This is a genomic window from Mycolicibacterium mageritense (assembly GCF_010727475.1).
GTDB lineage: Bacteria > Actinomycetota > Actinomycetes > Mycobacteriales > Mycobacteriaceae > Mycobacterium > Mycobacterium mageritense.
Map to the genome: position 1 here is coordinate 2,525,693 of NZ_AP022567.1, position 26,407 is coordinate 2,552,099.

18 protein-coding genes and 1 pseudogene are annotated in these 26,407 nt (G+C 65.3%); 8 read left to right on the top strand and 11 right to left on the bottom strand.

Going from position 1 to position 26,407, the window contains the following annotated elements:
* The first annotated feature begins 57 nt into the window (after positions 1-57).
* A complete protein-coding gene (locus G6N67_RS11910) occupies positions 58-741 on the top strand; it encodes a hypothetical protein (protein WP_036430497.1) in 684 nt (227 codons plus the stop codon).
* On the opposite strand, the gene mycP is transcribed toward G6N67_RS11910, so the two are convergent.
* Genes mycP through G6N67_RS11925 form a run of 3 tightly spaced genes read right to left on the bottom strand, consistent with a single transcriptional unit; the run spans position 702 to position 7,605 of the window.
* Positions 702-2,096: a type VII secretion-associated serine protease mycosin gene (mycP, locus tag G6N67_RS11915; protein ID WP_036430499.1), complete on the bottom strand. Its 1,395-nt coding sequence runs from the start codon at positions 2,094-2,096 to the stop codon at positions 702-704. The two genes, G6N67_RS11910 and mycP, sit on opposite strands and share 40 nt — an antisense overlap.
* Entirely contained in the window at positions 2,096-3,577 is a 1,482-nt protein-coding gene (eccD, locus tag G6N67_RS11920) for a type VII secretion integral membrane protein EccD (RefSeq protein ID WP_036430501.1), read from the bottom strand. The genes mycP and eccD (G6N67_RS11920) overlap by 1 nt, the downstream gene beginning before the upstream one ends.
* Positions 3,574-7,605 carry a type VII secretion protein EccC gene (locus tag G6N67_RS11925; protein WP_036430504.1) on the bottom strand — a complete coding sequence of 1,344 codons (4,032 nt, stop codon included), beginning with the start codon at positions 7,603-7,605 and terminating at the stop codon, positions 3,574-3,576. The genes eccD (G6N67_RS11920) and G6N67_RS11925 overlap by 4 nt, the downstream gene beginning before the upstream one ends.
* A 94-nt stretch (positions 7,606-7,699) precedes the next feature.
* Here G6N67_RS11925 and eccD (G6N67_RS11930) point away from each other — a divergent pair, with 94 nt between their 5' ends.
* Positions 7,700-9,199, top strand: a complete 1,500-nt coding sequence (gene eccD / locus G6N67_RS11930; RefSeq protein WP_036430506.1) for a type VII secretion integral membrane protein EccD — start codon at positions 7,700-7,702, stop codon at positions 9,197-9,199.
* 20 nt (positions 9,200-9,219) lie between these two features.
* Here eccD (G6N67_RS11930) and eccB read toward each other — a convergent pair whose 3' ends face one another.
* Positions 9,220-10,728, bottom strand: coding sequence for a type VII secretion protein EccB (eccB, locus tag G6N67_RS11935; protein WP_036430508.1), 1,509 nt, complete (start codon positions 10,726-10,728; stop codon positions 9,220-9,222).
* A gap of 142 nt (positions 10,729-10,870) precedes the next feature.
* Here eccB and eccE point away from each other — a divergent pair, with 142 nt between their 5' ends.
* The 5 genes from eccE to G6N67_RS11960 all read left to right on the top strand — a co-directional run bounded on the left by eccE (position 10,871) and on the right by G6N67_RS11960 (position 15,502).
* Complete coding sequence (eccE, locus tag G6N67_RS11940; protein ID WP_235684120.1) at positions 10,871-12,577, top strand: type VII secretion protein EccE; 1,707 nt, start codon at positions 10,871-10,873, stop codon at positions 12,575-12,577.
* 62 nt (positions 12,578-12,639) lie between these two features.
* The gene (locus tag G6N67_RS11945; protein WP_036430510.1) at positions 12,640-13,470 is read left to right on the top strand and encodes a DUF5336 domain-containing protein; all 831 of its coding nucleotides are present in this window, start codon (positions 12,640-12,642) and stop codon (positions 13,468-13,470) included.
* A 24-nt stretch (positions 13,471-13,494) separates the two neighbouring features.
* On the top strand, positions 13,495-14,238 hold the full coding sequence (locus tag G6N67_RS11950) for a hypothetical protein (protein ID WP_036430512.1): 744 nt from the start codon (positions 13,495-13,497) through the stop codon (positions 14,236-14,238).
* A 161-nt stretch (positions 14,239-14,399) separates the two neighbouring features.
* Positions 14,400-14,804 carry a hypothetical protein gene (locus G6N67_RS11955; protein ID WP_051578568.1) on the top strand — a complete coding sequence of 135 codons (405 nt, stop codon included), beginning with the start codon at positions 14,400-14,402 and terminating at the stop codon, positions 14,802-14,804.
* Positions 14,805-14,929: 125 nt separating this feature from the next.
* Positions 14,930-15,502, top strand: a complete 573-nt coding sequence (locus tag G6N67_RS11960; protein ID WP_131524620.1) for a hypothetical protein — start codon at positions 14,930-14,932, stop codon at positions 15,500-15,502.
* A gap of 88 nt (positions 15,503-15,590) precedes the next feature.
* Here the strand turns inward: G6N67_RS11960 and G6N67_RS11965 are convergent, their stop codons facing one another.
* The 5 genes from G6N67_RS11965 to G6N67_RS11985 form a co-directional block, all read right to left on the bottom strand.
* Positions 15,591-16,364, bottom strand: coding sequence for a hypothetical protein (locus tag G6N67_RS11965; RefSeq protein ID WP_131524622.1), 774 nt, complete (start codon positions 16,362-16,364; stop codon positions 15,591-15,593).
* Between the two features lie 212 nt (positions 16,365-16,576).
* A complete protein-coding gene (locus G6N67_RS11970) occupies positions 16,577-16,999 on the bottom strand; it encodes an SMI1/KNR4 family protein (protein ID WP_073911095.1) in 423 nt (140 codons plus the stop codon).
* Positions 16,992-22,976, bottom strand: coding sequence for a putative T7SS-secreted protein (locus G6N67_RS11975; RefSeq protein ID WP_051578569.1), 5,985 nt, complete (start codon positions 22,974-22,976; stop codon positions 16,992-16,994). The genes G6N67_RS11970 and G6N67_RS11975 overlap by 8 nt, the downstream gene beginning before the upstream one ends.
* Before the next feature lie 24 nt (positions 22,977-23,000).
* On the bottom strand, positions 23,001-23,672 hold the full coding sequence (locus G6N67_RS11980) for a hypothetical protein (protein WP_051578570.1): 672 nt from the start codon (positions 23,670-23,672) through the stop codon (positions 23,001-23,003).
* A complete protein-coding gene (locus G6N67_RS11985; protein WP_036430516.1) occupies positions 23,660-24,064 on the bottom strand; it encodes an SseB family protein in 405 nt (134 codons plus the stop codon). Before G6N67_RS11985 ends, G6N67_RS11980 begins: the two co-directional genes overlap by 13 nt.
* A gap of 228 nt (positions 24,065-24,292) precedes the next feature.
* Here G6N67_RS11985 and G6N67_RS11990 point away from each other — a divergent pair, with 228 nt between their 5' ends.
* The gene (locus G6N67_RS11990; RefSeq protein WP_230022277.1) at positions 24,293-25,294 is read left to right on the top strand and encodes an MPT63 family protein; all 1,002 of its coding nucleotides are present in this window, start codon (positions 24,293-24,295) and stop codon (positions 25,292-25,294) included.
* Positions 25,295-25,356: 62 nt separating this feature from the next.
* On the opposite strand, the pseudogene G6N67_RS39585 reads toward G6N67_RS11990, so the two are convergent.
* Together G6N67_RS39585 and G6N67_RS11995 are read right to left on the bottom strand one after the other, a co-directional pair.
* A pseudogene (locus G6N67_RS39585) lies at positions 25,357-25,542 on the bottom strand (hypothetical protein); the annotation flags it as partial.
* Between the two features lie 228 nt (positions 25,543-25,770).
* Positions 25,771-25,971 (bottom strand): hypothetical protein, encoded by a 201-nt coding sequence (locus G6N67_RS11995; RefSeq protein WP_036430520.1) that lies wholly within the window; start codon positions 25,969-25,971, stop codon positions 25,771-25,773.
* Positions 25,972-26,407 lie beyond the last annotated feature (436 nt).

Consider the following 26,407-nt stretch of genomic DNA (forward strand, 5'->3'; position numbering starts at 1 on the left):
GGATTCTGTGAACAAGGTGGCACCGGTTTGTCAGAGGGAGCCGCCTGAGGAGGGGGCATGACACAGCCGATCGATTACAGCCGACCGGTCGAACTGACCTGTGCACTCAACGCGGACAAGACCGTCACCAGGTTGATACCGGTTTTGCTGGTGCAGGCGTTCGCGATCTGGTTGCTGGTCGCGCTGGCGCTCGGACTGATGTTCCCGCACGTCGCGGCGGTATCGCTGGTGGGCGGAATCATCGTCGCGGCGGCGGTGTGTGTGCCCCGCTACTTCCGGAAACGTGACGAGCTGCGCCGCACGTATGGTCAGCTGCAGCGCCTGATCCTGCATCCGGGCGGGTTACGAAAGTCCGACGATTCCGTGGTCATCGACATGCCGTGGGCGCAGATCACCCGGTTCGAGTACCGGAACTCGGCGCTGCCGCCGATGCGCAATCCCACCCTCGCCGGAAATGCGATGCGGCCGGCAGCGTCGGCAGCGTTGCGGCACGCCCACACCGTGATGGGCTGGGGAATCGTCGGCTACGGGCTGGTCACTCCGCTACCCGGCGCATCTGCGCGCAAGCTCAAGTTTCTCGATGAGCTGGGCCGGTCAAACCTCCGCAACGGCCAGCCCCACCAATCACCGGACTGCCTGATCTTCCCTGCTGAATTCGAGCCGAACTGGCCGTCGGGCGTGGTCGGCGCATGGTTGCGGCACTACCGCCCGGATCTGGTGCTGCCGGCGCTCGAACGCTGACGCGCCGGCCGTTTGATGACGGCCAGGGCGATTGCCGCCGCGGCGATGCTCAACCCGACCACGCCCAACACGATGTTGCGCGCCATCATGCTGGCCGGATCGGGCGCCGGCGGCCCGTCGATCGGTCGTCCGGTCTGCGGATCCGGCAGTTGGTCTGCGGGTGGCAGCTGATAGGTGAGGGCGGCGACGGGATCGACGATGCCGTAGCCCGTGGCCAGGTTGGGGCCGGCTTCCGGTGTCCGCGCGGTGCGTTTGATCCGCTCCATCACCTCACCGGCCGACATCCACGGAAAGCGGGCGCGCACCAGTGCGACGACACCTGAGACGAACGGGGTGGCGAAGCTGGTTCCGTTGATCGGCGTCAGACCCTTGTCTCCCTGAAAGGCGTTGATCAGGCCGGGGCCGTTGGGGCTGAGTGAGGTGATCTTCTCGCCTGGCGCCGCCAGATCGACCCACGGCCCGCGCAAGCTGAACTCGGCGGGCTCGGCTTCGGGTGTCAATGCGCCGACAGCCAGCACGTAGTCCTGGAACCACGCGGGGCTGGCGATCGTCTTCACGGATTTCCAGGCGTCGGCCAGGGGCAGGTTCGGATCCCGGATCTCGTTCTGGGTGTTGCACCAGCCCTGCTTGTTGAAGTTGCCTGCTGCGGCGACCACCACCACATTGCGTTCAAAGGCGTACCGGACGGCCTGACCCAGTTCGGCGTCGTTCATGCCCGCGCCGACCGGTGCGCAGGCCACCTCGGACAGGTTGATCACGGTCGCACCCATATCGACAGCGCGGACGATGGCGCGGGCGAGCGTCTGGGTGCTGCCATACCCCTGCGACACCGAGTTCGGATCGTTCTGGGCGCTCGCGCCCTTCAGTTCGAACACGCTGCTGTTCTGCCGGATCGACAAGATCGCGGCCTCGGGCGCCACTCCGGCGAACGCGTCGTCGGGGCTGGGCGTTGCGGCGATCAGCCCGGCCACCAGGGTGCCGTGGGCATCGCAGTCCGAGAGCCCGTCCGACGACGACACGAAGTCGCCACCGCCCTCCAAGAGAGGCAGCCGCGGGTGCGGCGACACCCCGGTGTCGATCACCGCGACCTTCTGGCCTGCGCCACGGGAGAACTTCCAGGCGTCGGAGAAGTTGAGCATCGCGTCGGCGCTGGGCTGCAGGCTGAAATCAGAGTTGGGGAACACCGCCCCGACACCGCAGAGCGACTTCTGCTCGGTGGCATCCGGCGCGCCTCCGGCTCCACTCGGTACGGGCCCGGGCGGAACCACCGGCGGATCGATGGCATGCGCGCTCGGTGCGCCCCCGATGGTGACGACGACCATGGTCGTGGCCAGGGCCGCCGCGAATCGTTTCATCAGATCTCCAGCCGGCTGTAGATCCCGGTGACCCAGAGGGCCAGCGGAATCAACGCCGCCGAAGCCAGATACTCGAGGTAGGCCAGCACGGTGGCGAACCGGTCATCGGTGGTTCGGACCATGGCCACGACTGCGCACACCACTGCTGCGACCAGGAGCAGGCCGAAGGCCACGAGCGGGATGGGCTGGCTGCCGTTCTGTGCCGCCCAGCCGGTGTACACGGCGAGAGCGAGGGCAGGCACAGCCAGCGACGCGCGTTCGACGGGAGTACCTGGACGGCGGGTGTAGAGGCTCAACGCCACGGTGCATATCACGGCGAAGGTCAGGCCCGACCAGTGCACGCGTTCCTCCGAGCTCAACACCACCGCCGCGCCGACGGCTGCCGCGGCGGCCAGACCCGTGTAGAGCGCCGACCGCGTCAGCATCGCTGAACGCACGCGGTCCCACACGCCCTCGGCGGTGGGTGTCGAATCGGCGGCCTCTTCGCCATCCGCCCGGATCGCGCGCGGCGGCGTGTCGAACGGGTTCTGGAACAGGGTGTCTTCGCGGTCGGGCTCGTCCGCCGCGGTCGGGGCCTTGAACCTCTCGAGAGGAGCAGTCATCCGCGGAACGGTGAGGCACGTGAGGATGCCGACGACGGCCAGCCCGCTGCCCACGAAGTCCGTTCGGACACCGACCTGGTGAACCAGCAGGGCCAGGCCCGCGAGTCCGAAGAACACCCCGCCGGCGAGGTAACCCCAGTGGCCGGTGCCGATGGCGCGGTAGAACCCGAGCAGGATCACGATCAACCCCGCGCAGCCGGCAGCCAGGGCATATCCGCCCCAACCGGACGACAGCGCCCACACGACACCCGACGCGATGGGAATAGCGGCCCATCCGAGCACCGCGCCCCCCGCCGGCTCCCGATAAGAGCGGTGTGCCAGGGCTCCCACGCCCACGAGCGTCAGCGCCGCCACGATCGACACTCCGACCAGCGCGGGCCGGTGCGCCTCGAACGCGTCGGCGACCAGGAAGTACAGGAGGGCCAGTGACGTCAGCAAGACCCCGGTGAACGCCATCCATTTGGCGGCGACCGCGTCCCAGCCCGCGTACGAGGCCCTGTTGAGCCGCGCCGCAGCGTCGACCACGTCGTCGTACAGGGTGGGTGCCGACAGCGCACGTTCGGCGGTGAGTCGCAGCAAGGCCCCGTTTTCGACGCCCGCGCTGCGCAAGGTCGCGTCGGGTGACAGGGGCTCGGCGTCGTCGGCGCGGCTGAGCACCCAGAAGTTGCGTTTGGCTTCCTTCGCCGAGGTGTCCTCGGATCGGTCTGCCACGTCGCGTGATTCGACGAGCTTCACGAGTTCGGGCATCAGACTGGCGATCGGCGCGTCGAGCGGCAGCGACACGTCGAGTTGCGTGCGGCCGCCCACGACCGAGAGCCGCACGTGTTCAGGCGCGGCAGGTACCACCCGAACCTGGACGAGTTCGCGGGCGCCGGTCACAGGTCCGGCATCCGGGACAGCTGGATGACGTCGGACTTGATGCTCCGGGAGACCAGCATGCCGCGGCCCGGCGGCATCGGTTGCGGCTTGTACCCGAACAAGGCGCCCTCATCCTTGGTCCCGTTCATCACCAGACCATTGCACGACAGATCTTTGAGCCTGCCGATGATCGGGTCCATGATGGCGCGCCCGGCGCCGCCGATCCGCCGGGCGATGACGACCCGTAGGCCGATGTCGCGGGCCTGCGGGAGGTATTCGACCAGCGGGCCGAGCGGGTGGTTCAGCGAGCCACCCGGGATGAGGTCGTAATCGTCGATCAGCACGTACAGGTCCGGGCCACTCCACCACGACCGTTCCTTGAGCTGCTGCTGCGTGACGTCGCTGGGAGGCAACCGATCCTTGAGGGATTCGGCCAGTGCCTTCATCAGGTCGGCGCAGGACTGTGCGGCAGTGGCGTAGCCGCCCAGGTAATCGTTGTCGACGACGCCGAGCATGGTGCGGCGGAAATCGACCAGAATGATCTTGGCCTCGTCCGACGACGCGTTCTCCATCAAACCGGTCGCGATGTTGCGCAGCAGGCCCGTCTTGCCGCATTCGGTGTCCCCGAACGCGACCATGTGCGGCTGGGCATCGAAATCCAGGACCACGGGCGCCAATTCGGATTCGCTGATCCCGATCGCTACCTTGGCCTTGCCCAGCAGACCACCTCGCCGCGCAGCCTCGACCACCTTGGCGCGGTCGAGCTCGTGAGGCAGCATCCGCAGGCGAGGTGCCTGCCGGTCGCCGTAGAACTGCCGGACGGCTTCACAGGAATTGGCGACACCCGTGGGCAGATCCTCGACATCGGAGCTGGAATCCAGCCGGGGCAGGCCGATCAGGATGTGCAGCCGGTCGGGGCTCATGCCGCGACCGGGCCGGCCCATCGGCACCAGCTCGGCGAATTTACGGCCCACGTCGCTGTCGATCGGGTCGCCCATCCGCAGCTCGATGCGCGTGCCGAGCATGTCCTTGACGGCGGGCCTGATCTCCATCCACCGCGTGGCGCTGATGGCGAGGTGAATGCCGTAGGACAGGCCCTGGATCGCGATGGCCTGCAGCGCAGGCTCCAGGATGTCGAAATCAGCCTTGATGGTCGCCCACCCGTCGACCACCAGCACCACGTCGCCGAACCGGTCTCGGCTCAACGGATCACGAGCCGCGGCTTCCGGAGGCAGCGCGGCCAGTGCCGCCTTGCGCTGCCGGAAGTCCCGCATCGATTCGATGCCCAGATCCCGGAATCTCAGTTCGCGTTCCCGCAGCAGCCCAGTCACCTCGGCGACTGTGCGGCGGATGCGATCGGTGTCCATGCGGCCCGCGACACTGCTGACGTGCGGCAGGTTCGACAGGCTGCCGAGCGTGCCGCCGCCGAAATCGAGGCAGAAGAACTGCAACTGCTCGGGAGTGTGCGTGGCTGCGGCCGACATCATGATGGTGCGCAGCGCCGTCGATTTGCCCGACTGCGGACCACCGACGACGGCGACGTTGCCTTGCGCGCCCGACAAGTCGATGGTCAGCACGTCGCGCCGCTGGTCGTACGGGCGGTCGACCACGCCGATGGGCAGCCAGAGCCGGCCATTGACGTTCTGCGGGTCGTTCCACGTCGAGTCCGGCAGCAGATTGTTGACGGCCGGGCTTTCCTCGAGCGGCGGCAACCAGACCTCGTGCGCGGGCCTCCCGTGGCCGCGCAACCGGCTGACCACCATGTCGAGCAGGGTGATCTTGGTCGGCGAGGTCGACACCGGATCCTTCGGCGCCTCCGCCTCGACGGGCTCGACCGGAGCCACCGGCACGGGATCCTTCTTGACCGGCGTCGCGGTGAACAGTTTCGGTGCCAACACCCCGAGCTGCGACGTCCGCCCGGTCCGGGCCGACACCCGCGGCTTGACGTATTCACCGGACACGTAACAGGTGTTGAACCGGATCGGTTCGTCGGCGTCGCATTTCAAGAACGCCGAGCCCGGGACGCTGGGCAGGTGATAGGCATCCGGGACACCCAGCACGCTGCGGGACTCACCGGCCGAGAACGTCTTGAGGCCGATCCGGTACGACAGATGCGAGTCCAGGCCACGCAGCTTGCCCTCCTCCAGCCGCTGGCTGGCCAGCAGCAGGTGGATGTGCAGCGAGCGGCCCAACCGGCCGATCATCACGAAAAGCTCTGCGAAATCCGGCTTTTGGGACAGCAGTTCGGAGAACTCGTCCACCACGATGAACAGCGCCGGCAACGGATCCAGCTTGGCGCCGTTGGCGCGGGCCCGTTCGTATTCGGTGACGTTGGGGAAGTTGCCTGCGGACCGGAGCAGTTCCTGACGACGGTTCATCTCGCCGGCCAGCGCGTCGCGCATGCGGTCGACCATCGTCAACTCGTCTTCGAGGTTGGTGATGATGGCCGCGATGTGAGGTGCGCCGTCGAGGCCCAGGAACGTCGCGCCGCCCTTGAAGTCCACCAGCACGAGGTTGAGCGCCTCAGGTGAGTGCGACGTGATCATGGCAAGCACCAGGGTGCGCAGAAACTCGGACTTACCCGAACCGGTCGCACCGATGCACAGACCGTGTGGCCCCATGCCGTTCTCAGCCGACTCCTTGATGTCCAGCTCGAGGGGCTGGCCCGACGGCGTGTAGCCGATCGGCACGCGCAGGCGTTCCCGCGGTGTCCGTTGCCGCCACACGTCCTCGGGCACGATGTCGGCCGCATCCGGGATCTTCAGCAAGGCCATCAGGCCCGGGTCGGTGGCCCGGGTCTCGGATTCCAAGCTGACGATGTGGGCCGCGTTGCCGGGGCGGTAGCGCCCGAAGCGCCGCGCGGTGACCTGGGCTTCGGCCAGGGTCAGCCGGTCCGGAGTCGCGAAACGTTCAGTGCCCGCGGCGGTCTTGGCACCGATGTCGTCGTCTTCGACCACGAGGTGCAGGCCGCGCCGCGCGGCGGTCCCGTCAGCGGGGCCGTTGAGGTCGAGCACGGTGACGCTGTCCAGGCCGGCGTCGGTGATCAGCCGCTCGTCGCCGGTGACGTAGCCGTCGTCGATCACGATCACCAACTGCTTGAGGCCCTGCGGCAATTGCGAGTTGCGGTTGAAGCGGCCCCGCTCGGCGAGATCGGTCGCAAGCGAGTTCTCCAACAGCTCCAGCGACGGGTACAGCATCCGCATGGTGCCGCAACCGTCGCGCGTGGTCGGATGCTGCGCCTGCGGCAGCCACTTGACCCAGCTCCAGTTCTCGTTGTCCGGATTGGCCGCGACGATCGCGACCATGAGGTGGTCTGGCCCGTGGAACGCGCACAACTCCAGGATCATCGACCGGACCAATTGCTGGGCGAGCTTGCGATCCCCCTCGAACGTGATGGTCGGGAACGCCCGCAGTGACACCGCCGTTGGCAGGGCGTGCACCACCGAATGGGTCTTGACGAAACGACGCAGCGCGACCGTGGACACCGGCTCGAGGTCTTCCGGGGGCCCGGTCTCGGGTGCCAGCAGCCGCGTGGCCAGACGGTGCGTGCCCACACCGACACGCACGTGACAGAAATCCTGGTCGGTGGGCCTGCGCTCCCACATCCTGCGGGTGCCCGCCACATCGCTGAGCGTGCGGGGATCGGGATGGCTCCACTCGAGGGCCTTGCGCTGCGACTCGCCGGTGTCGTCGGCGTCGTCGCGCAGGTTCGCGAGATAGCTGAAGTAGTCCTTGCGTTCCTCGTTGAGCTCCGCGGCCGCTTTGCCGGTGCGGCCACCGCCGCCCATGAACATGCCGGCCATCGACATGATCATCATCATCGGGAAGATCAGGAACATCGGGTTGCGGGTCAGGTCACGCCCGCCCACGGTGACCATCAGCGCGATCATGCCGATGACCGCGACGATCATCACGAACGGCATGAGCTTCATCAGCAGATTGCCCGGGATGACCCGTGGCACTTCCGGCGGCGCCTGGAGGTTGACCTCTCCACCAGGCATCCGCGGTGGTGACACCCGCAGACGACGAACAAACCCCTGCGTGGCCAAGCTACCTCCCCGCCCCGATAGTCGCCCGACCAGGCTACGAGCGATCGTGGGTATTGTCACACCGTCAGGATCGCGAGGTGGGAGGCACTATCCGATGACGTTGCCGCCGTCGCTGTCAGAGTTGGATTCCGAGTCCGAATCCGAGCTCGAGCTAAGTCGCATCGCCGTGCTGGTGGGCGACATGCTGCTGGACGTGGGGTTGCCGACCCACACCAGCATCGCGGCCGTCATCAACGACGTCATCGAACTCGCCAACGATCAGATCCCGGTCCACAGCGACATCGACGACGTCGAGTTCGACAACACCGAGGGCAAATGGACGTTCGCCCGACTCGGCGGCGCTCCCATCGATCCGAACCGATCACTGGCCGAGGCCGGCATCTATGACGGCGAGCTCCTGGTGGTGCAGGAGATCGGGGTGCCTGCCGCACCGCTGTTGTTCGACGATGTCGAAACGGTGTCGCCGGAGGTCGACAGCCGAAAGCAATGGCTGATCGACAACGCTTGGCCCGCAACGTGGTTCGGTTTGAGCATCTTGCTGGGCGTTGCCGTCGCGGCGGTGCTGCCCAGGCAATCGGTGGTTTCGCTGGTACCCGGGGTGCCCATCGCGGCCATCGCGACCCTGCTCGCGGGCGTCGTCTGTGCGATCGTCGCCTGCGTGCTGCCGTACCGGACCGGCGACGATGCACGGTCGGCGTGGCTCGGCGGGGTGGCACTGCCCCTGGTGTTCGGTGGCGCGCTCTACGTGATCCCGGGCGGCCACGGCGTGACGGCGCTTCCGATGGCACTGGGGCTCACCGCGGTCATCGCGCTTCTGGTGCTGCTGATCTCCGGGCGGGGACGTGCGCTGTACACCGCGGTGATCGCTGTGTCGGTCCTGTGCGCGCCCGCCGCGGTGGCCGAGATGTTGTTGAACCCCAATCCACGTTCCATCGGGGCGATCCTGACGACGGTCGCGGTGATCGTCGTCTATCTGGCGCCACGCACCACCATCATGCTGTCCAAATTGCCTGTGCCGCGGGTGCCGACCGCAGGCGAGCCACTCGACGACATCGAGACCCAGGGCGGCACCACGGTGGAGGGCGTCAACGCGATCGGCAAACAGATCATCCCCACTGAGGAGGGGATGACCGAACGGGTCAGGCGCGCCAACGAATACCTGACCGGGATCATCGCCGCGGCGGCCATCGCGGCGGCCATCGGCTGCTACCTGGCGGTGGACGTCAGCAACGGGTTCTTCTGGCAGGGAACGGCTTTCTCGATAGCAGTGGCGACAGTGCTGTGCCTGCGGGGGCGCAGCCACCACGATCTGGTGCAATCCGCCATGTTGATCGGCGGCGGCCTGGTCATCGCTGTCGCGATGATCGTGAAAACCGCCACGTCACTTGACGGTTGGCAGGTCAACGGGGCGGTGGCGCTCGTGGCCTTGATGGCCCTGGTCGTGGCGACCGGCCTGGTCGCGCCGCGACTCGAGTTCTCACCCGTCGCACGGCGGCGCGTGGAGATCCTCGAGTACATCGCGATCGGCCTGGTATTTCCGCTGGCCTGCTGGATCATTCGGCTGTACGCGTTCTTCCGCGAGCTGCGGATCTAACTGCGTCGGCAGGGCACCGCTCAGCCCTTGGGCGGGTTCACCTTGAAACCGTCGGGATCGGCGGCCATGCCGTCATGCGCGATCAGCGCAGCCTCCTGGGACAGCTCCGGGCCGGGCGGCAGCAGGCTGATCACGGGCCACGGTGCGGACTGCGGCACATCGTTGGGGCTGTCAGGATCCTTGACGCCGACAACACCCAGCGCGGCCGACGTGGGCAGATCCTTGATGTGGTACCGCACGCCTGTGTCGGCGACATAGAACAGCTGACCCATTGCGCGGCTGTCCGGTTCACCGCCCGTCGCCTGCACATACTCCCCGGTGCCGGGCTTGAGGTACGCGTAGTCCAGGCCCGGGCCGTTGCCGTCGGCGGTGGCGAGCCGCACCGGCAGCGCGTCCTTGGGCAGCGGCAGCCGATGGCCGACCAGCAGCTTGGTGGTGGCCTCGGCCGCGGTGTTGCCGCGTTGCCAGGACATACACACCACGCGGTCCGGTTCGGTGCTGATGAACTCCGGCGGAGCCGTCGGATAGTGGTCGACGTGTAGCGGGTGCACGATGGGCACGTCGCTCACCACCGCGGGGGAGATGTTGCCCGGCTCGGCCACGGTCGGTGACGTGTGGTCGCCATACCGGATGATGTCCGCGGTGGCCTCCGAAATCGGTTGCAGGCCTTCACGAAGCACGACATACAGGTGGTCGCCGCGAGAGTCGACGGTCTTGACGATCGAGCCGATGCGATACTTCGAGTCCAGGTAGTTCGTGGACTGGCCAACACCGTCGATCGTGACCGGCACGATCGGGTCGACAAGCGGAAACGCGTTGAGCAGGCCGGGGGAGACCTCCCGAATCTCGGCGCCCTCGAGCCGCAGCGCACTGTGTAGCACAGGATCCATCGGGTCGATCGGTGCGCGGACGCCGTTGTAGATCAGGAACGTGGTGTTGCCGGCCTGCGTCAACAGCATCTGCGACGGGTTCGCCGCCCGGATGTCGTCGGTGAGGACCGGATTGTTGGCCAACACCGACGTCTCGACGGCGAACGAGCCGACGGTCTCGGTCACCTTCGGGGTCTGGGTGGTGTCACAGACGGTCCACGACGACATGCCCATGTCGTCGCCCTGGTGGATGGCCGCCGGGGCGCCGACCACGCCGACCATGGGCCCCAACGGGACCGTGTTGAGAAACTTGTCGTCCACCTGTTTGGGGGGATCCGCTTTACCGGCGATGAGACGCGCCGAGGCCAGGTTCAGCGTGGGGTGCAGCCGGTCACCGATGCGGACGAAGATCGTGCCGTTCGATTTGCTGAGCATCACGGTCGAATTACCGAAGTTGGGCATGGGCTTGAAGAACGCCAGCACTCCCGCTGCGCCCGCGATCAGCACGGCGATCACCGCGCCCACCAGCAGCGCCCGCATCTGACCGCGCATGGGGTCGTGGATCATGCGGGAATCACCGCGGATCAGCGCATGTTCCAAGCGTCGGATGAGGAACCGATACCCGTTGACCTGTGCACGCGTGGTAACTTGCGCTGGCATAGCTGCCCCCCGTCAGCCTCTGAAGAACGCTGCTCCTGCGCACGTGAGGAGCAGATAGCCCAAGGGCACGACCAGGGTACAGCACGATCGCGGGGGTAGCTGGGCGCCGAAAGAATCGCTCATCGAACGAGGGACCGGGGGCGTGAAGGGTCGTCGTAAGGCTCGAAAGAGTTCGGCGGAGGTGGCCGAGCCGGGGGAGCTGACCGCTGCCGCCGACATCGTGCCGCAGCGGGTGGTGCCGCTGCTCGACCTGTTGCTGGTCCAGTTGTTCATCGCGATCGGCCTCACCGTCGCGCTGTTGCTCGAACAGCCCGGGTGGTACGGCGCCGCCGCCGGACTCGGGGTCGCCCTCATCTTCGTGGTGCGCGTGCGCGGCCACACGCTGCCGCGGTGGATCGCGGCGCGGTGGAGCTTCTCCCGCGAGCGCAAGCGCCGCGCCGGCCGCAAGGAACGCCTGGAACCGTTCGACGCCGAGCTCGGCGACGGCACCCAGATCGGATTCCATTGGGACGGAAAGACACTGCTGTCACTGGTGCGGATCCAGGAGAACCCGCAGGCCATGACGGTCATGGAACCCGGTGTCACGGTGTCGGGGGACATGGTGTCGATCCAGATGGTGGCGGATTGCCTGCGACAGTTCGACATCACGCTGGATTCCATCGACGTGATCAGCCAGGGCGCCCGCTCGCAGGGACATGGCCACATCGCCGCGATCTACGACGCCGTCCTCGGCCCGCTGCCCGCAATCGCGCAGCGCAGCGTGTGGGTGGCCGTTCGGTTCGACCCGACCCTGTGCCCCGATGCGGTGCGTAACCGGGGCGGCGGCCGGGAGGGCATCATCCGCACCGCGGCCACCGCGACCCGGCGTGTCGCGAACCGTTTGGCCGAGGCCGGTCTGCGGCCACAGATCATGACCGCGAGCGACATCGCGTTGGCGACCAACCAGCTCGCCGACGGCGTAGCGCTGCACAGCGTCGAGGAAACCTGGTTTACGTGCCAGGAAGGCCGGTTCCAACTCCGCAGCTTCTCGGTGAAACCGTCCATGTTCACCACCGCGGGTCTCGGTCTGCTCTGGACGATCCCGAGTTACTCCACCACCGTGTGCATTTCGTTGCGCCAAGACGATCGCAAAGACACCATCAAGATCCGGGGGCTGGCTCGGTTCGACAGTCACGGCCGCACCCGCGTGCGGTTGCGGGGTGTGAGCCCGCTGCGCGGCTACCAGTATTCGGCGCTGGTCTCCAGTCTGCCGCTGCCCCCGCCGCGACGGCAGATCGACGACCGATGGGCGTACGGGAACAGCGGGGACGTGCTCACGGATCTCGCCATCCCCGCATCCGGTTGTGGGCAGGTCATCGGTGCCGACGATCACGGACGCGCGGTGGCGCTGCCACTGTTCGGCCCGCAGATCGAGCGAGTCGAGATCTGCGGAACCCTGCACCTCGCGCAACAGGCGGTGCTGCGGTCTTTGGCGCTGGGCGCGCGGGTGCGCGTGCACACACGCCGGCCCGCCGCCTGGCGCGACATGGTCGAGGAGGTCGGCGACCAGAACCTGCTGCGGGTCACCGACTTCAACCGCAGCTCGATGCAGGCCGGGTCCGACCGCAACTACTCGGTGGAGATGTTCGACGGTGTCACCGAACAAGGGGTGCGGGTCGGTGTCACCGCGATCGTGGTGAAACCGCCGCAAGCCAGGCCATCCGGTGATGCGGACGTGACGCTCCAGCTGATCGACCCCGACAACGACGTCGTCCGGGTCGGCACCCGCTCCGGTGCTGCTGTGGTCACCATGGTCGCGACCGATGACGAGATGCGATACATCAAATCCTCGTTCGATTCCGCCGAGTGACCGATTAGGTTTGGTGCTGAGGAACTGTCGACAGCGTTCAACTGGACGAACAGGGGGCGGCCATGACGAACTCGCCGGGCTACTACTCGGGCTACAGCGCCGGATACGGCAACGACGGGCCCTATTCCGGCTACCAGTTCGGCGCGGCGGAATCGCCCGGCGCCAATGAACAGCGCAGCAGGATGCTGCGAATGGTCGTGGCCGCACTGGGTTTGGTGAGCTTCGGGGTTAGTTTTGGCTCGCCGGTGTCCCTCGGCTGGAGCGTCTGGCTGCCGGTCCTGGCAGGTGCGATCGCCGCCGTCAGCCTCATCCCCAACGAAAGCAAACGGGATTGGCTCGTCGTCGCACTCGCCCTCACCGGGCTCCTGGTGTCCGTCGAATCGTGGGTGAGGGCCGACGAAGCCGGCTGGGCCGTCGTGGTGGTCGTCGTGCTCAACGCGCTGCAGACGCTCGCGGCGGTCACCGCGCTCATCCTGCAACCCCGCACCGAGGCCGGCGCAGACAGCATGTCCGATTACGCGGCGTATGCGCAGTACGCGCAGGCGTACCAGGCCTATGCGATGCAGTACCAACAGGGCCCGCCACCTCAGGTCGACGCGTCCGGGCAGGCGACCGCGCAGGCCCAGAGTGCCGCGACAGCGCAATCCCGCGGCGTCGCGGGTGCGCGCGGTCAGGCAGCGGACCGGGCGCAGGAGTCCTACGAGGCACTGCAGGACCGGTATACGCAATACGGCGGATATCCGCAGGCCCCGCAGCAGCGCGGATCGGCCGCGGCGCCCGCGGCCGCCGCCGGGCCCGACCCCGGCATCCCGAACTACGAGCGCGGCGGCGCCGCCGCCGCGCAGCATCCTGGCGCGCGGACGGAGAACCCGGGGGAAGCGTCGTCGAACTGATCTGACCAACAGGGGGAATCACTGATGCGGATCATCGCCATGCCGGCTGCCATCGCACTGGCGGGGCTTATCTTGTCCGGGTGTTCAGGCTCGGGCGGTGAAGACCGGAAGCCGGAACCGTCCGGCTACGTCGGGACCGCATCTGGCACGAGCACCGCGGACGTGCCCGAATACCGCCTCGAACCCGGTGGCACACCCGCCACCCTGACGGTCTCGGTCGACAAGGCGTATTCCAAGAGTGAAATGACCGCGATCCTGGACGATCTCAAACGCCGGCACGACGGCCAGGACGACGGCTTCTTCGTGCACATCAACTGCGCGCAGGGTCAGCCCAGCCGACTTGCGATGGGCAAGTTCGCGGTGGGCCCGGCCGGGGCGCAACGCACGGGCCTGGCCGTGGGTGAAGCCAGCGTCGACATGGTCGAGGGAACGAAGTGCCCGGGCGAGGCGCCCCTCAACGCGCCGGCCGATCCGAAAGCCGTTACCGCACAACAGGTTGCTGATGCAATCTTCGACTCTGGATTGCCCGGCACCGATGTTCGCGACAACTCGCAACAGATGTGCGATTACTTGACATGCGTTCAGTTCGTCAAGACCGAAGAATATTCCGTGTACCAATTCCCCGATGTGCAGACAGCTCAGGCCCGCGGTGAAATGTTGGGCAAAGGCACGGTCAGCGGCGCGATCCTGACCGTGTTCGACGGGGTCGACCCAGCCCGCGTCGCCGAATACGAGGCAGCGGCCGACGCGGCCATCGCGGGCCGGTAGGCAACGCACCACGATTGGTGTCGCTGAAAGTCGCACGGAGGAACCGATGACCGGTAGCCGCGTAAATGCGCCGCTGGTCCCCGAAATTGGTGAACAGCAGCTGACCAGCAGCAAATAGAATTGGTCGTTGAGCACAATCGACGACGTCCACGGGGGGTCAAATGGCAGAGCCAATCCAGCAGTCCGCTGCAGACAATCAGCTTTGGAGAAGTGCTCTGGCATCAACCCAGCAGCAGTACCCTGCGCCGCCCGTTGAACCGATCTTTCAGGTCTCGACGATGACGCACATTGGCGCATTGATTCTGTGGTTCAACCAGCGTCGCGTCGTTACTGGAACCTACGCCCAATGTGACGCCGCATTGCGTAGCGCACAGACCCAGAATCTTTTGGTGGGGTGGTGGAGTTTCCTGTCCATCTTGATCATGAATTGGGTCGCGCTGGTCCACAACGTGAATTCGCGCAAGAAGCTGAACCGAGACTTGCAACAGGCGCAGGCGTACGCCCAGTGGTGGCACCAGTATCACGCACATACACAACGGCACGTCCCCCCGCAACCGCATGTGTAGGCGCAACCTTCACTCCCACGAGTTGCGGGTCATCAGATGGCACAACGCCTTGGATCGGCGCCACGCTCGGACCATTCGGACCGACCAGTGACCAACTCCACCAACCATCCCGGGAAGGAACGATCATGCGTGTGGCGAAAGCGGTGATATGGGTCGGCGCCGTGGTGCTCGTCGCCGCGGGTTGTGGGGAGCCTAGTAATACCGGTGGCACGGCCAGCCCCACCAACGCCTATCCGACTCCCGGTGATAAGCCGCTAGCCGGGGTGAATGTCGGCGAGTGCATATCGTCAAGCCACGTCGCGCAGGATCTTCCTGGCAATGTGTTGTCAGTGACATGCCCCAGCCCCGCAGCCCCGTACGAATTGGCGCACAAGGGTCTTGCCGAGAAGGGTTGTCCGGACGCGAAAGCCGGCGACCAAGGATCGGCGTATGCGCGGGTAACCACCACTGATCGAAAGACCCCGACGAACCCCCGCCCGAAAAGTTGGGTGATGTGTTTCGCACTGAATATGATTCCCGGACAGTGCTATTCGGAAGCCAACAGTTACTTCAACTCAGCTCCAGATTGCGTCTCGATCGGCACCGTGTTCCGTGCGGTCAGTCAGGTCGCCGATGCCAACGGTACCTGTGAACCGACGCAGGAACTTTACTCGTGGCCAGTGCCACAGCGCACCATCTGCCTCGAACGCGTCAGCTAACACTAGCGAAAGCAAGTTACCAGGTCGACTGTGTCCGCTCCTCTTGCTCAGCCATGAGCGCCGTGCAAACAGTCATCCACCGACCTGCTCAAAAATTGAGTTTGGGCCTATCTTCGGGTGGCAATAATGGATAACGCGAGAACCGTTGGATCCAACCATCCACGTCCGTTAATTCACCATAAAAGTTCCAAGATGCACCGACTGGCGTCGTCAAGATCGCATCATCGTTTACCACGGCGAGTCCAAGATAGCCTGGTGTAACCATTTCGCCCTGAGTGTCGCAAATAAGCTCTGTAAAACCGGCGATATTTGTTTGCACGAATCCAGTCGCGTAACTCTTCAACGTCGCTTTTTCAAACGTCAGCGAAGAAGTAATTCCCAGTCGATTGTCGATGTAGAAGTGCGAATCATCAATCGCTGGATCGACCCATCCTGTTATCAGCGTCTTACCAACGCGATCCAGCCAGCTCACGCTGTTCGTGTCCCAAGGTTCTACGCTCAAGACGTTGGCCGGTGGTTCGAAATGACGAGCAGTCGCGCGATCCGGTATTGGCGCAAGTGTCGACAGGTCGAACGATGGGCGGTGCATACTTAAAGCGGACCAAGGGAGGCCCGAACCTTCGATCGCTGAATCTAAATCAGGAGTCGACGCCCAAATATCATCTGGTACCCAGGAATTCCCATCATACCAATACCAAACTAGTGGCCGTCCAGCACCGAAATCTCTAATAGCTGAGACCAATCGCCGAACTATAATGGCGTGGAGATCGAAATTAAACTGGTTGCCAAAGTCTGTTTGCGAAAGCTCGTTCGCAATTATGAACTGACTGAATTCCGTAAATAGTTTTGAGTTCTTATCCATTTTAGCGCCAGTTCAAAATTTAGGCTAGTCCGAAAAGTCGTCGTAGAGTGTCCCTAAAATTATCGATTGCGATTGGTACGCTTGTTTGGGAAAGAAGATTCAGACATCGTCACTTGATGTGTCCTGAGGTCAAATTGGTGCCGGGATGTGCAGCACGGAGGTGAACAAGCGATGAGCGGCGCGCTGACCGGGATTGCCTGCAACACCAGGTGTCAGGCGTGGGTGCTAAGAAAATCTAGGAACCCACCGCTGACTGTCTCGCCAGTGTATTCGCTAGGAAGAAGCGGAACTATGACCACTCGATCGACGCACCTTCCATTTTCCACTGGAAAGCAGTACGCATTCCCAAACCCGTCGTCAGAAAATGCAACAAACTTACCCAGCGTTTCCTCGGGTTGCCGTTTACCAATGTAACTTCGGTCATTGGATTGCAATGTGTATAGGTCAACAGAACCGAACATCCCCGTCCAGTACCTGGCGAGGAACCATTTATAATCCTCAGGTAAGCCCGCCTGTAATTCGTCTTCGACGATGGCTATGTTGGCTTCATCCAATCCGCTTGTATTGCGAATTCCATAGGGATCGCCTTCGCTTACCAGCTCTTCAAATTTCTGCTCGAAAGACCCTCTATCCATCTCGTCTCCATCCCATCTCCGAGGCCCTCATCATCCAATGAAGTTTACGGTCGGCTTCCCGCATCTCTGACGAGACACCTTGGTTGAATTTATTCGGGTGTAGATCAGGCCGGCGGTGAATATCTTGAGGCACCTCGTGGATTGCTGATCCTGGCATTTGATCCGCGTGGTGAAGATGCGGGAACCCATAACTTCTCGGTGGAGCTCCATTCATCATTCTTGCCAGATCCTCTTGAGTCCATGGACCGTACAACCGTACGGGCGGATCGTTAACACCGTATCCATGCGACGAAGGCGGAAACTCGATCTGATCGGCCGACTCCGGTCTTGCGTTGTACGGCGCCAGCCCCCACGGATCAGCCCACGTAGTCGGATTCTCCGGATACCCATACGGATTCGGGGCCGGCGCCAGCCCGAGTGGATCGGGTGACAGGTAGCGCCCGGTGCGAGGCTGGTAGTAGCGGTGGTGGTTGTAGTGCAGGCCGGTTTCGGGGTCGTGGTACTGACCGGGATAGCGCCACGGGGTATCGACGCCGGTCCAGGTGGTCTGCCCCCACATGGTGGCGTGCGCCCGCCCTGCCAGCGCTCCGCTCGCGGGATCCAACAGCGCCACCGGAGTCTCGATATGGTCCGTGACCAGCGCATAGAACTGCCGGTCGATCTCCTGCTGCGGGGCAACGGCGGCGGGGCCGTCGAGGGACAGCTCCCCGGCACGCAATCCGGCCCCGTCGGATTCACCACCGCTGGAATGGATCTGGCTGTGCGGCGTGAACCGCCCCGGGAAATACGACCACGACATCACGTCAGCCTCAGCACCAGCGGCGCTGGAGGTTTGTTCAACCAGCTGGGTACCGTTCCAGGAAAACAGGATTCGGCTGCGTTCGCTCGTCTTGCTCAGCCGCCGCCCGGCCGGGTCATACGTGTAGCTGAACTGCTGGCCGTCGGGCGTGGTCACCGCACGAAGCCGATCCCACGCGTCCCACTGGTAATGCCACACATCGGGTTTGCGACCCAGGCGCTTGGTGACGGTCTGGATCAACCGGCCCGCAGCATCGTAGTGATACCGGGATCGGCCGTCATCGATCAGCCGCACTCCGTCGTACCGCCACCGCGACGACGGAGCCGGCCCTTCACCGACCGTGGGGTTCTGCGCAGCGTCGAAGACCGTCGATTCGATGATCGACCCGGCTGCCTGCCGCGACACCAGCCGGCCCATGACGTCGGTGCCGTAGGTTGCGGCGGTGCCGAGCGTGGGCGCGGTGGGATCGGCCGCGGCCACCGCCGCGAGCGTGTCATCGGAGCGGTATGAGTACGCCGCACCGGCCAGCAGCCGTTCGGTCGAACCCGCGCCGGTGCCCAGATTGAGCACCGACAGATCCCGCAGCCCCGCCAGCACCAGGCGTTCCCTCAGCCGGCCATCGGCGTCGAAGGCGGAGTCGATCGCGGTTGTGCCGAATTGCAGACGTGTCGCCCGACCCAGTTCATCGCTGGTGATCTCGCAGCGTTGCCCGGCCGCGGTCAACATGTCGACCAGCCCGCGGCGGTCGTAGGACAACGAGGTACGCAGGCCCGACGGTGTGAGCACCTCAGTCAGGTCGCCGGCAGAGTTGTACACCGACTGCACGGCGCGCCCGTCAACAGATTCCGACACCACACGCCCGGACAGGTCGTAACCGAATTCGACCTGTGCCCAGGGCATTACAGCAGTGAGCATGCGCCCCGCCGCGTCATATGCGTATTCGATGCGCTCGCCGCTGAAATCGTCGCCACTGCTCGACTCCGAAACCAGCCGACCAGTGGCATCGTAGGAGTAGGTCAGCGTCTGCCCCGCGGCGTTGGTTCGTGACGCCAATCGTCCCGCCGCGTCGTAGGTGTACGTGGTGGTCGCACCGTTGAAATCGGTTTGTGCGGCAAGCATTCCGTCCGGGTTGTACCGGTAGCTCCACGTCAAGCCGGCCGGGTTCGTGACGGCGATCAGCCGCCGCGCTTTGTCGTAGTTGAAATGAGTGCGCGACCCGTCGGCATCGACCCGCGCGATCGGCATGTCGTAGAAACCGTATTCCCAGCGGGTGGTGGCACCGACCGCGTTGGTGTAGGAGGTGCGGTTGCCCTCACCGTCATAGGTCCAGGTTTCCGACGAGCCGTCGGGACTCGTGCGGGACGTCAACCGACCTGCGCGGTCGTAGCTCAGCCGGGTGGTCCCGCCGTCCGGGCTGACGATCTCGGTCAGATTCCCGAAATCGTCGTAGGTGCACACTGTTTCGGCGCCGGACGGATCGATGACCCGAACGGGTAGACCAGCACTGTTCGTGTGGTAATCGGTGCGACGACCGAGCGGATCGATGCGGGCTGCGACCGAACCCGACGCAGTGTAGATCCAGCGCCACACGCCACCGGCGGGTTCACGCATGTGCACCCGGTTGCCGGACTCGTCATAACCGAACGACGTGACGGCCCCGTCCGGTGCGGTCACCTCTGCTGGGCGCGGCCCGGCCGGCGTGTCGACGTACCGGATGGTCGTGACCTGTCCGAGCGGGTCGGTGATCTGCGCCGGCATGCCGTCGGGGGTGTACCGCAGCGTCGTAGTCGCGCCAGTGGGGTCGGTGATCTGCAGCGGGTCGCGGTCGGCGTTGAAATCCGTCCGGACGATGCGACCGGCGGGATCGGCGACGGCTCGAGGCCGCAGGTCGTTGTCGAACCCGTAAACCCTGTGAGCGCCAACGGCATCGGTATGCACGGTGGTGGTGCCGGTGCCGTCGGGGTTCTCTTGGTAGTTGAAGCTGCTGGCCCAGACTCCGTCGTGGCCGCCCTGGTAGATGACGCGTCCGGTGTCGTCGTATTCGTTGACGTAATGCGCGCCGTTGGAATCGGTCCAGGCGACCATCCGGTGGTCGTCGTCATATTCGAACTGTGTGGTGGCCCCGGTGGCGTCGGTGACCGACGTGAGATCGCCACGGGTGTAACCGAACCGGCTCAGGGGTGTCGTCTCGGTATCGGTGGCCAGGGTGTAGCCGCGGATACGTCGGCCGTCACAGTCCACACCGATGCGGTAACCACCGGAGTGGACGACACCTGACGGTGCACCGGAATCGTCGTAGGTGAACAGGATTCGGTTTTGGTGCGCGTCGGTGATGGCCGAGATGTAGATGACTCCGGCTGCGGTGTCGGCGCCACCCAGATGTGGTTTCGGCGCAAAGTGATAGGCCACGCCACCGTGCGGCGGCTCGAGGCGATACCCGCCGGTCGGAGTGGACCACAGCCGCCAGGGCCGGCCGCGTCGAGCCACGCTCGGCTCGTCTCCGGTCGGGGGTTCGAACGAGAACATCGTCCCGTCGGCGTCGATCGTGGTGACGGAATGCTCGGTGACGACGACGCGGGCGTCGAAGCTGCAGGACCACGACGGGCCGAGCCAGACGCCGGCGCGGTAACCGGACTTGTGCGTGCGGGTGAGCCGCAGCCCGAGGACCGCCGGCAGGTCGACGTCGACGGCGGGCAGGTAGTACTCGCCAGTGGCGATGTCGACGGGATCGGTGTCCTTACTCGACTTCTGGTCAGGCTCGGTCGAGGCGTTCGGATCATGCTCGGACTTGTTGGCGATGTCCTGATTGTCGAGCGTGTCTCCGTCGATCGGATCCTCTCCGTCGGTGCCGTCGCGGCCGTTCCCGTCTCGCCCGTTGCCGCCACGATCGCCGGGACCGTCGGTCTTGTTCGGGCTCATCCTCTCACCGCCACCGGGATGACCCGGTCCGCGATCCATCACGGCGATGGGTTCGACAGGTTTCGCGCCCTCAGGCTTGGCGACGTCCTTGGCCGCCGCGGCGGCGGGCCTCGGAGCGTTGTCCGCGGCCGCGGCCGGGCTGGGTTTGGCGCGTTCAGGAATATCCGGTTTCGGTGCAGGCTCCTTGGCGGCCGGAACCTCGCGTGGTGGGGGAGGGCCGGCATCCTTCGGCGCGTGATGCGGCGTGTTCGGCTCGACCCGTGCCGGATTCACCGGCGAATGCGGACTGGGTGAATTCGTGTGTGGTGCAACGCTTCCGGTGTTCGGTGGGGAGTCAGACCGGGCTGGCTGTGGGGATTCGTCGCGAACCGCTGGGTTCTCCGTTTTGTGCGGTGCATCGTGCGGGGTGCTCGCCGGCTCGGTCCTGTCGACGGGCGCACGATCGGTGGGCTTGTCGGACGGTGCGTCGGTGCGGTTCGGTTCGTGCTCGGTGGTGCGGTCGTGTGGGGGGCTGTCATGATCTGCCGGCCGCTGCGGCGAATCACCCTGGTGGTCCCGGACATTCGGACTCTCGTCAGGCACGCGTTCTTGCCGCGGCTCGGGGTCCGGACCGTTGTCCGGGTCGCGGCGGGGAGATTCGGGCCCGTCGCCGTGCTGATTGGGCGAGTCGGGCGTCCGGTCGTGGCCGCTGGGGGTATTGGAGTCGGGGGTTCGGTCTCCGGCGGGGGTCTCGGGACGGTGCTCCCCACCCGGCGAATGATCGGTGACGGTCGGCTGGTCGGCGGGATCCTGCCTCTCGGCAGGGGTGCTGTCATGTGGACGCGGATTCTCGGCAGCGGGCGGATCGAGGGGCCGGGGTTGCTCGGCCGGCGGGCTTGAATCGTGCGGGCCCGAGTCCGGCCAGGGCGACTCGGATGGCGGATCCGTGTGTGGGGCGGGCTGTTCCGTGCGCGGATGATCCGCGGCGGGAGTATGGGATTCGGTCGGTGTGGCCGTAGTGTCCCGAGTACTGGTCGCAGGCGCGCCGTCATGGGGCGTGGTGTGCGTGGTCGGGGTGGCCTGTCCCGGCGACGTGTGCGGAGACGTGTGTACCGGGGGCGACGGAGCATGCGCCGCCGCGTTCGCGGCAGTGCGGCCGGCATCTCTCGAGCCGCCCGACACCGCGTCCTTGAGCACCGACTTGAAAACGCCAGTCCCCTTGGGGCCCATAGGAATAAAGTTCGACATGAGCGTGCCGAACGCCTGACCGGGATCCTTACCCCACCCGTCGCCGATGAATCCCTTGATCAGCTTGTCGGGGTGGGCGGCCATTTCCGTCAGGCCGGCCCCCACGGCGGTCGCGTTCTTGGCGTAATCCGCAGGGTGCGCGATGTTATACGGGTTGGTGGGATCGACGGTGCGGATGAGCTTTCCGAGGTCGGTGACCGCACCGACCAATCCGACCACGGCATGGCCTGTGAACATGTCCGCGGTGTTCTTGAAGTCTTCGAAGTTGGCTGCCAGCCGCTGTGATGGCGGCGGCATCGGCGGGGCTTCGTTGGCGGCGTTGTTGAATGCCGATGCGGCAGTGGACGCTCCCTCGTTTCGGGATTTGCGGGCGTCGTTGAGGATCTGGACCGCCTCGTCGCACAGCTTCTTCCCGGGATCCTCGTCGGGAGGCTGGGGCGGCAGCGGGTCGGCGTTGTTGGCGACGGCATCGTCGTACGCATTGCACGCCTTCACCCACTGATCGTGCTGCCGGAGGCCTTCCTTCCACTTCGCGATGGCCTCCGCGGCTCGCTGCTGGGCCGCTTCCACGATGGGCGCAAACGCATTCAGCGCACTGGCCGCAGACTTGGTCGCCGACGCCGCGTCGCGCCACTTCGGGATTTCCTGGCCAATCTTCTGGTGGTAGGCGTCGGCGGCCTCGCCTTGAAATTCACCGACGTTGATTCCGCTGAGCCCATCGGCCGCGGTGGTGAAGTTGGTGGACAGGCCGTCGAGTTTGCCTGCGCGGTCGCGCATGACGCCGGGCTCACCGTGGATGAGTTCCTTCGGATCCTCGGTTTCGCCGAGCTTCTTCTCATCCGGAGTGGCGCCCAGTTGATCGGCGACACTGTCGCCCCAGTCGCGGACGTTATCGGCGACTCCCTCCGCACCGATGGCGTCGAGTCCGTCGGCGACGAGCTCAGATCCTCCGTCCACCACTTCGCCGACGAGGCGTTTGCCGTCCTCGAGGAGATCCTCGCCCTCCTGCAGGAGGTCATCCCAGAATCCCATGCGCCGTCTACCTGAAAAGTTGTGTTACACAGCGGGATCAGGTGCGGGTTGCGGCGAGGTACGCGATGGCGCCGCCGGCTCGTCACCGTGTATGAACCCGTCGACGGTCACGCGGGCCGCCTCACCGGGAATCACAGCGTTCTTGCCGGCCTGCACGGCGTTGTCTTTGATCGAGTCCCAGTTCTCGTTGATCTGCGGAAGCGCTTCCTGGAACGACTTCGCGGACCAGTCCGGATGGGTCAGACGGTTGACGTTGTAATCGACCATGTCGCCCCACGACATGTCGTCGGTGCCGCGGACAATGATGTTGCCGTGCTCGTCCTTGACGGATTCTTTTTGCAGCGACGGGTCACCCACGAGGTCGTTGACCATGTCCTTGGCGGCGTCGTTGTAGTACTTCTCCTGCAATTCGTAACGCCCCGCGCCGAGGTCGAGCGCTTGGCCGATGTCGTTGGCGGCGACGATGAGCGCCCTGGTGCCCCACTCCCACCGCTCGGTGAAGTTGTCGAACCCAGACTTGGCGTCGGGGTGACTGAGTTCCAGGCCCGTCATCGACAGCTCGTCGAACCCCCGGCCGAGTTGACCCTGGTAGCTGCCGAAGGCGCCACCCGAGATACCGCTGATGACCCCGTTGATTCCGTCGGCTGCCTGCTTGAGTGTCGTCGGGTCGACACCGAGTACCTTTACGCCGCCCATGTGCGGACCGCCTCTCCGGTTTCTTCGTCGATGTAGCAGTGCGGGGTGATGGCCCTGGCCGGGGGAAACACCATGACGTCGGTGGATGCGGGATCCACCACCAGTCCAGTCGGCTCCGGTGCACGGTCCATCCCCTCGATCACCGCTGCGCCGCGGACTGTGCACACCTCGATCGCCTCGAGGTCTCGACCGGCAGCCTTGGCAAACGTCGCACACCGCTCAACCGTCGTGAACGCTACGAGCCACGGCAATCCGCGCCAGACCCACGTGAAGACAGAACCCTCGACGTCAAGGGGCATCACGAGGTTCGTCGCGCGCAGGCTTTCGAGCAGTGCGGATCCGTCTCCGAACCCGCCGAAGAACGCCGATCGCTCCACATCGAACGGAAACACAGTCCCCCCAGCAAACATGTACCTTTTCCGCATCCTACCGACTGTGGCAGGGTGCCGCTTCACTCAAATTTGAGTTGCACGGTCTCGACCTTTGACGGTTGCGACGATTTGATTGGCGTCAGGTATCGCTTGCTGTGGATTCTGCTGATAATTTCGCTGAAGTGGGGCTCGAGCTCGGCAACGTCTCGACCAACGAAACGGGGAGAAGATCTAGTGCGAATTTCAAAAGTGACCGCTGCCATTGCAGCGGCAGTCGCGGCTGCCGGCACCATGGGTTCGGCGACAGCGTTCGCCGATGAAGCAGGAGTGACGACCACGTCGAGCCAGATCGGCGGTCAGGCCAAGCTCGTCGACGGCAACGTTGTCCAAGCCTGGACGATCAGTGACCTGAAACCCAGCACGGACACCATCCCTTACGACGTGCAGGGCACGTTGTGGGAAGCCACCGCCACGGATGAAGCCATTCAGGGCTCGGTGACACCAATAATCTCGAACCTGAACGCCCGGGCCGCCGACGGCCAGAACTACCGGGTGTTGTTCCAGGTCGCGACTCCGCAGGGCGTCAATCCCGCAACGCTGGCGCAGGGCGAAAAGACCTCAGGAAAGGTCTATTTCGACGTCACGGGCGAGAAGCCGACCAGTGTTGTCTACAGCACCGGTGGGCATGACGTGGCCACGTGGACCGCGTCCGCACCGACACAGCAGCCTCGGACCGCACCCGCACCCGCGCGTACGCAGCCTGCTCCGGCGGTGGCGGCACCTGCGTCACCAGCGCCTGCTGCTCCCGCCCCGACTCCGGCTCCGGCGGCGGCAACTCCGGCCCCGGTCGCCAACGCACCGGCTCCGGTCGGCGCAGGCAATCGTGCTTCGGATCTTCCGGTGCCGGCCGGGACACAAGGAACACCGCTGCCGGAGGGCAGCCAAGGAACGCCGCTCCCGCCAGGAAGCCAAGGCACACCCCTTCAACCCGGGACCGAAAGTGCTCCGCTACCGCAAGGCAGCCAAGGAACGCCTGTTCCTGCCGGTACCGAGGGCCAGCCTCCGCTGCCCGGAAGCCAAGGAACGCCACTGGCACCGGGGAGCCAAGGAACGCCACTGCCGGAGGGCAGCCAGGGCACCCCGCTTCCTCCGGGAAGCCAGGGCACCCCGTTGCCCGAAGGCGCCGCGCCGACGACCACTACCGTTCCGACGACGGTTCCGGCCGCAAATCAGGGCACTCCGCAGCCCTGAGTGCGTGCGGCCGACGGGCTACCGGTTCCTGACGGCCGGTAGCCCGTGCCGTTTCCGGGCAATCAGGAATGCGATGACCACCACGAATACAGTTGAGGCAGCGTCGGTTGGCGTGCGTCGGCGCGCACGACGCTGAGCAGTAATCGCGCGTCGTCCGTCCACGCCACCACCGGCTGGCCCTGCATGCCGCAGAACAAGGTGCCGCTCACCTGTTGCGGCGTCGCGTTACGCCGCCACGGCCCCGGCGTTCACTCGCCCAGTCGACAGTTGTCGATGAGCCCAGCATGATTGCCTGTCATGTGGGACAGGAAACGAGACAACGTGATCTCTAGGTGGCGAGTGCCTGGCATTGACGACCACGACGGTGTCGGTTCGTCGGGTTGCCACTTCGTCGTGGAAGGGGTTATCTGTCGGAAGTTGTCGACGAAAGCGGCCGTCCTGCGGTCGAGTGCCGTGCGATTTCGACGAACGGCCGGCTACCGCGTGGCGTTGTCGCCCTTCAACAGACTGGCGAGCAGCGAGGCGAGAAGCTCGACGCCGCAGGAGATGTCTCCGAACGGGCGATCGGCGAGATTCTCGGTCGCCAGCAGGGTCGCGTAGCCGTGAGACATTGACAAACCGGCATTGACGCGGCTCGCAACGTTGGCCCTCTGTGACAGCATCGGGGTCGCCAGCACCGATCAGGCTTCGTCGCGCGCTTCCGTAGAGGATTTCGAAGGCCTCCGTGCGAGACCTCTTGAAGTCGGGTCGTCTTGGTGGCTGGGGTAGGCCGGATCAACACCTCATCGAACCCGGGTTCTTCGAGTGCGAACCTCATGTACTCCGTACCCCTGGGAGAGGAACCCTCGATCATCGATGCAGCTGGTCCGATCGTCGCCATCGTTCTAAACCCTTCTGCGGCAACGGCGGTGAATAGGCCGGTCTCGTCGGCGAAGTGACAAGCAAGGGCTGCATGGGTGACGCCTCCTCGGCGGGCGATTCCCGACAGTGTTGACGCAGACTCGGTCCCTGTTGACCGGGCCTATCGGCATACGCGCTACGCCGAACCGTGCGGCGCCGGCCTCCATTCAAACGGCCGCGCGGAAAGGTTTGTGAGCCAGCACCGCTCTTGAG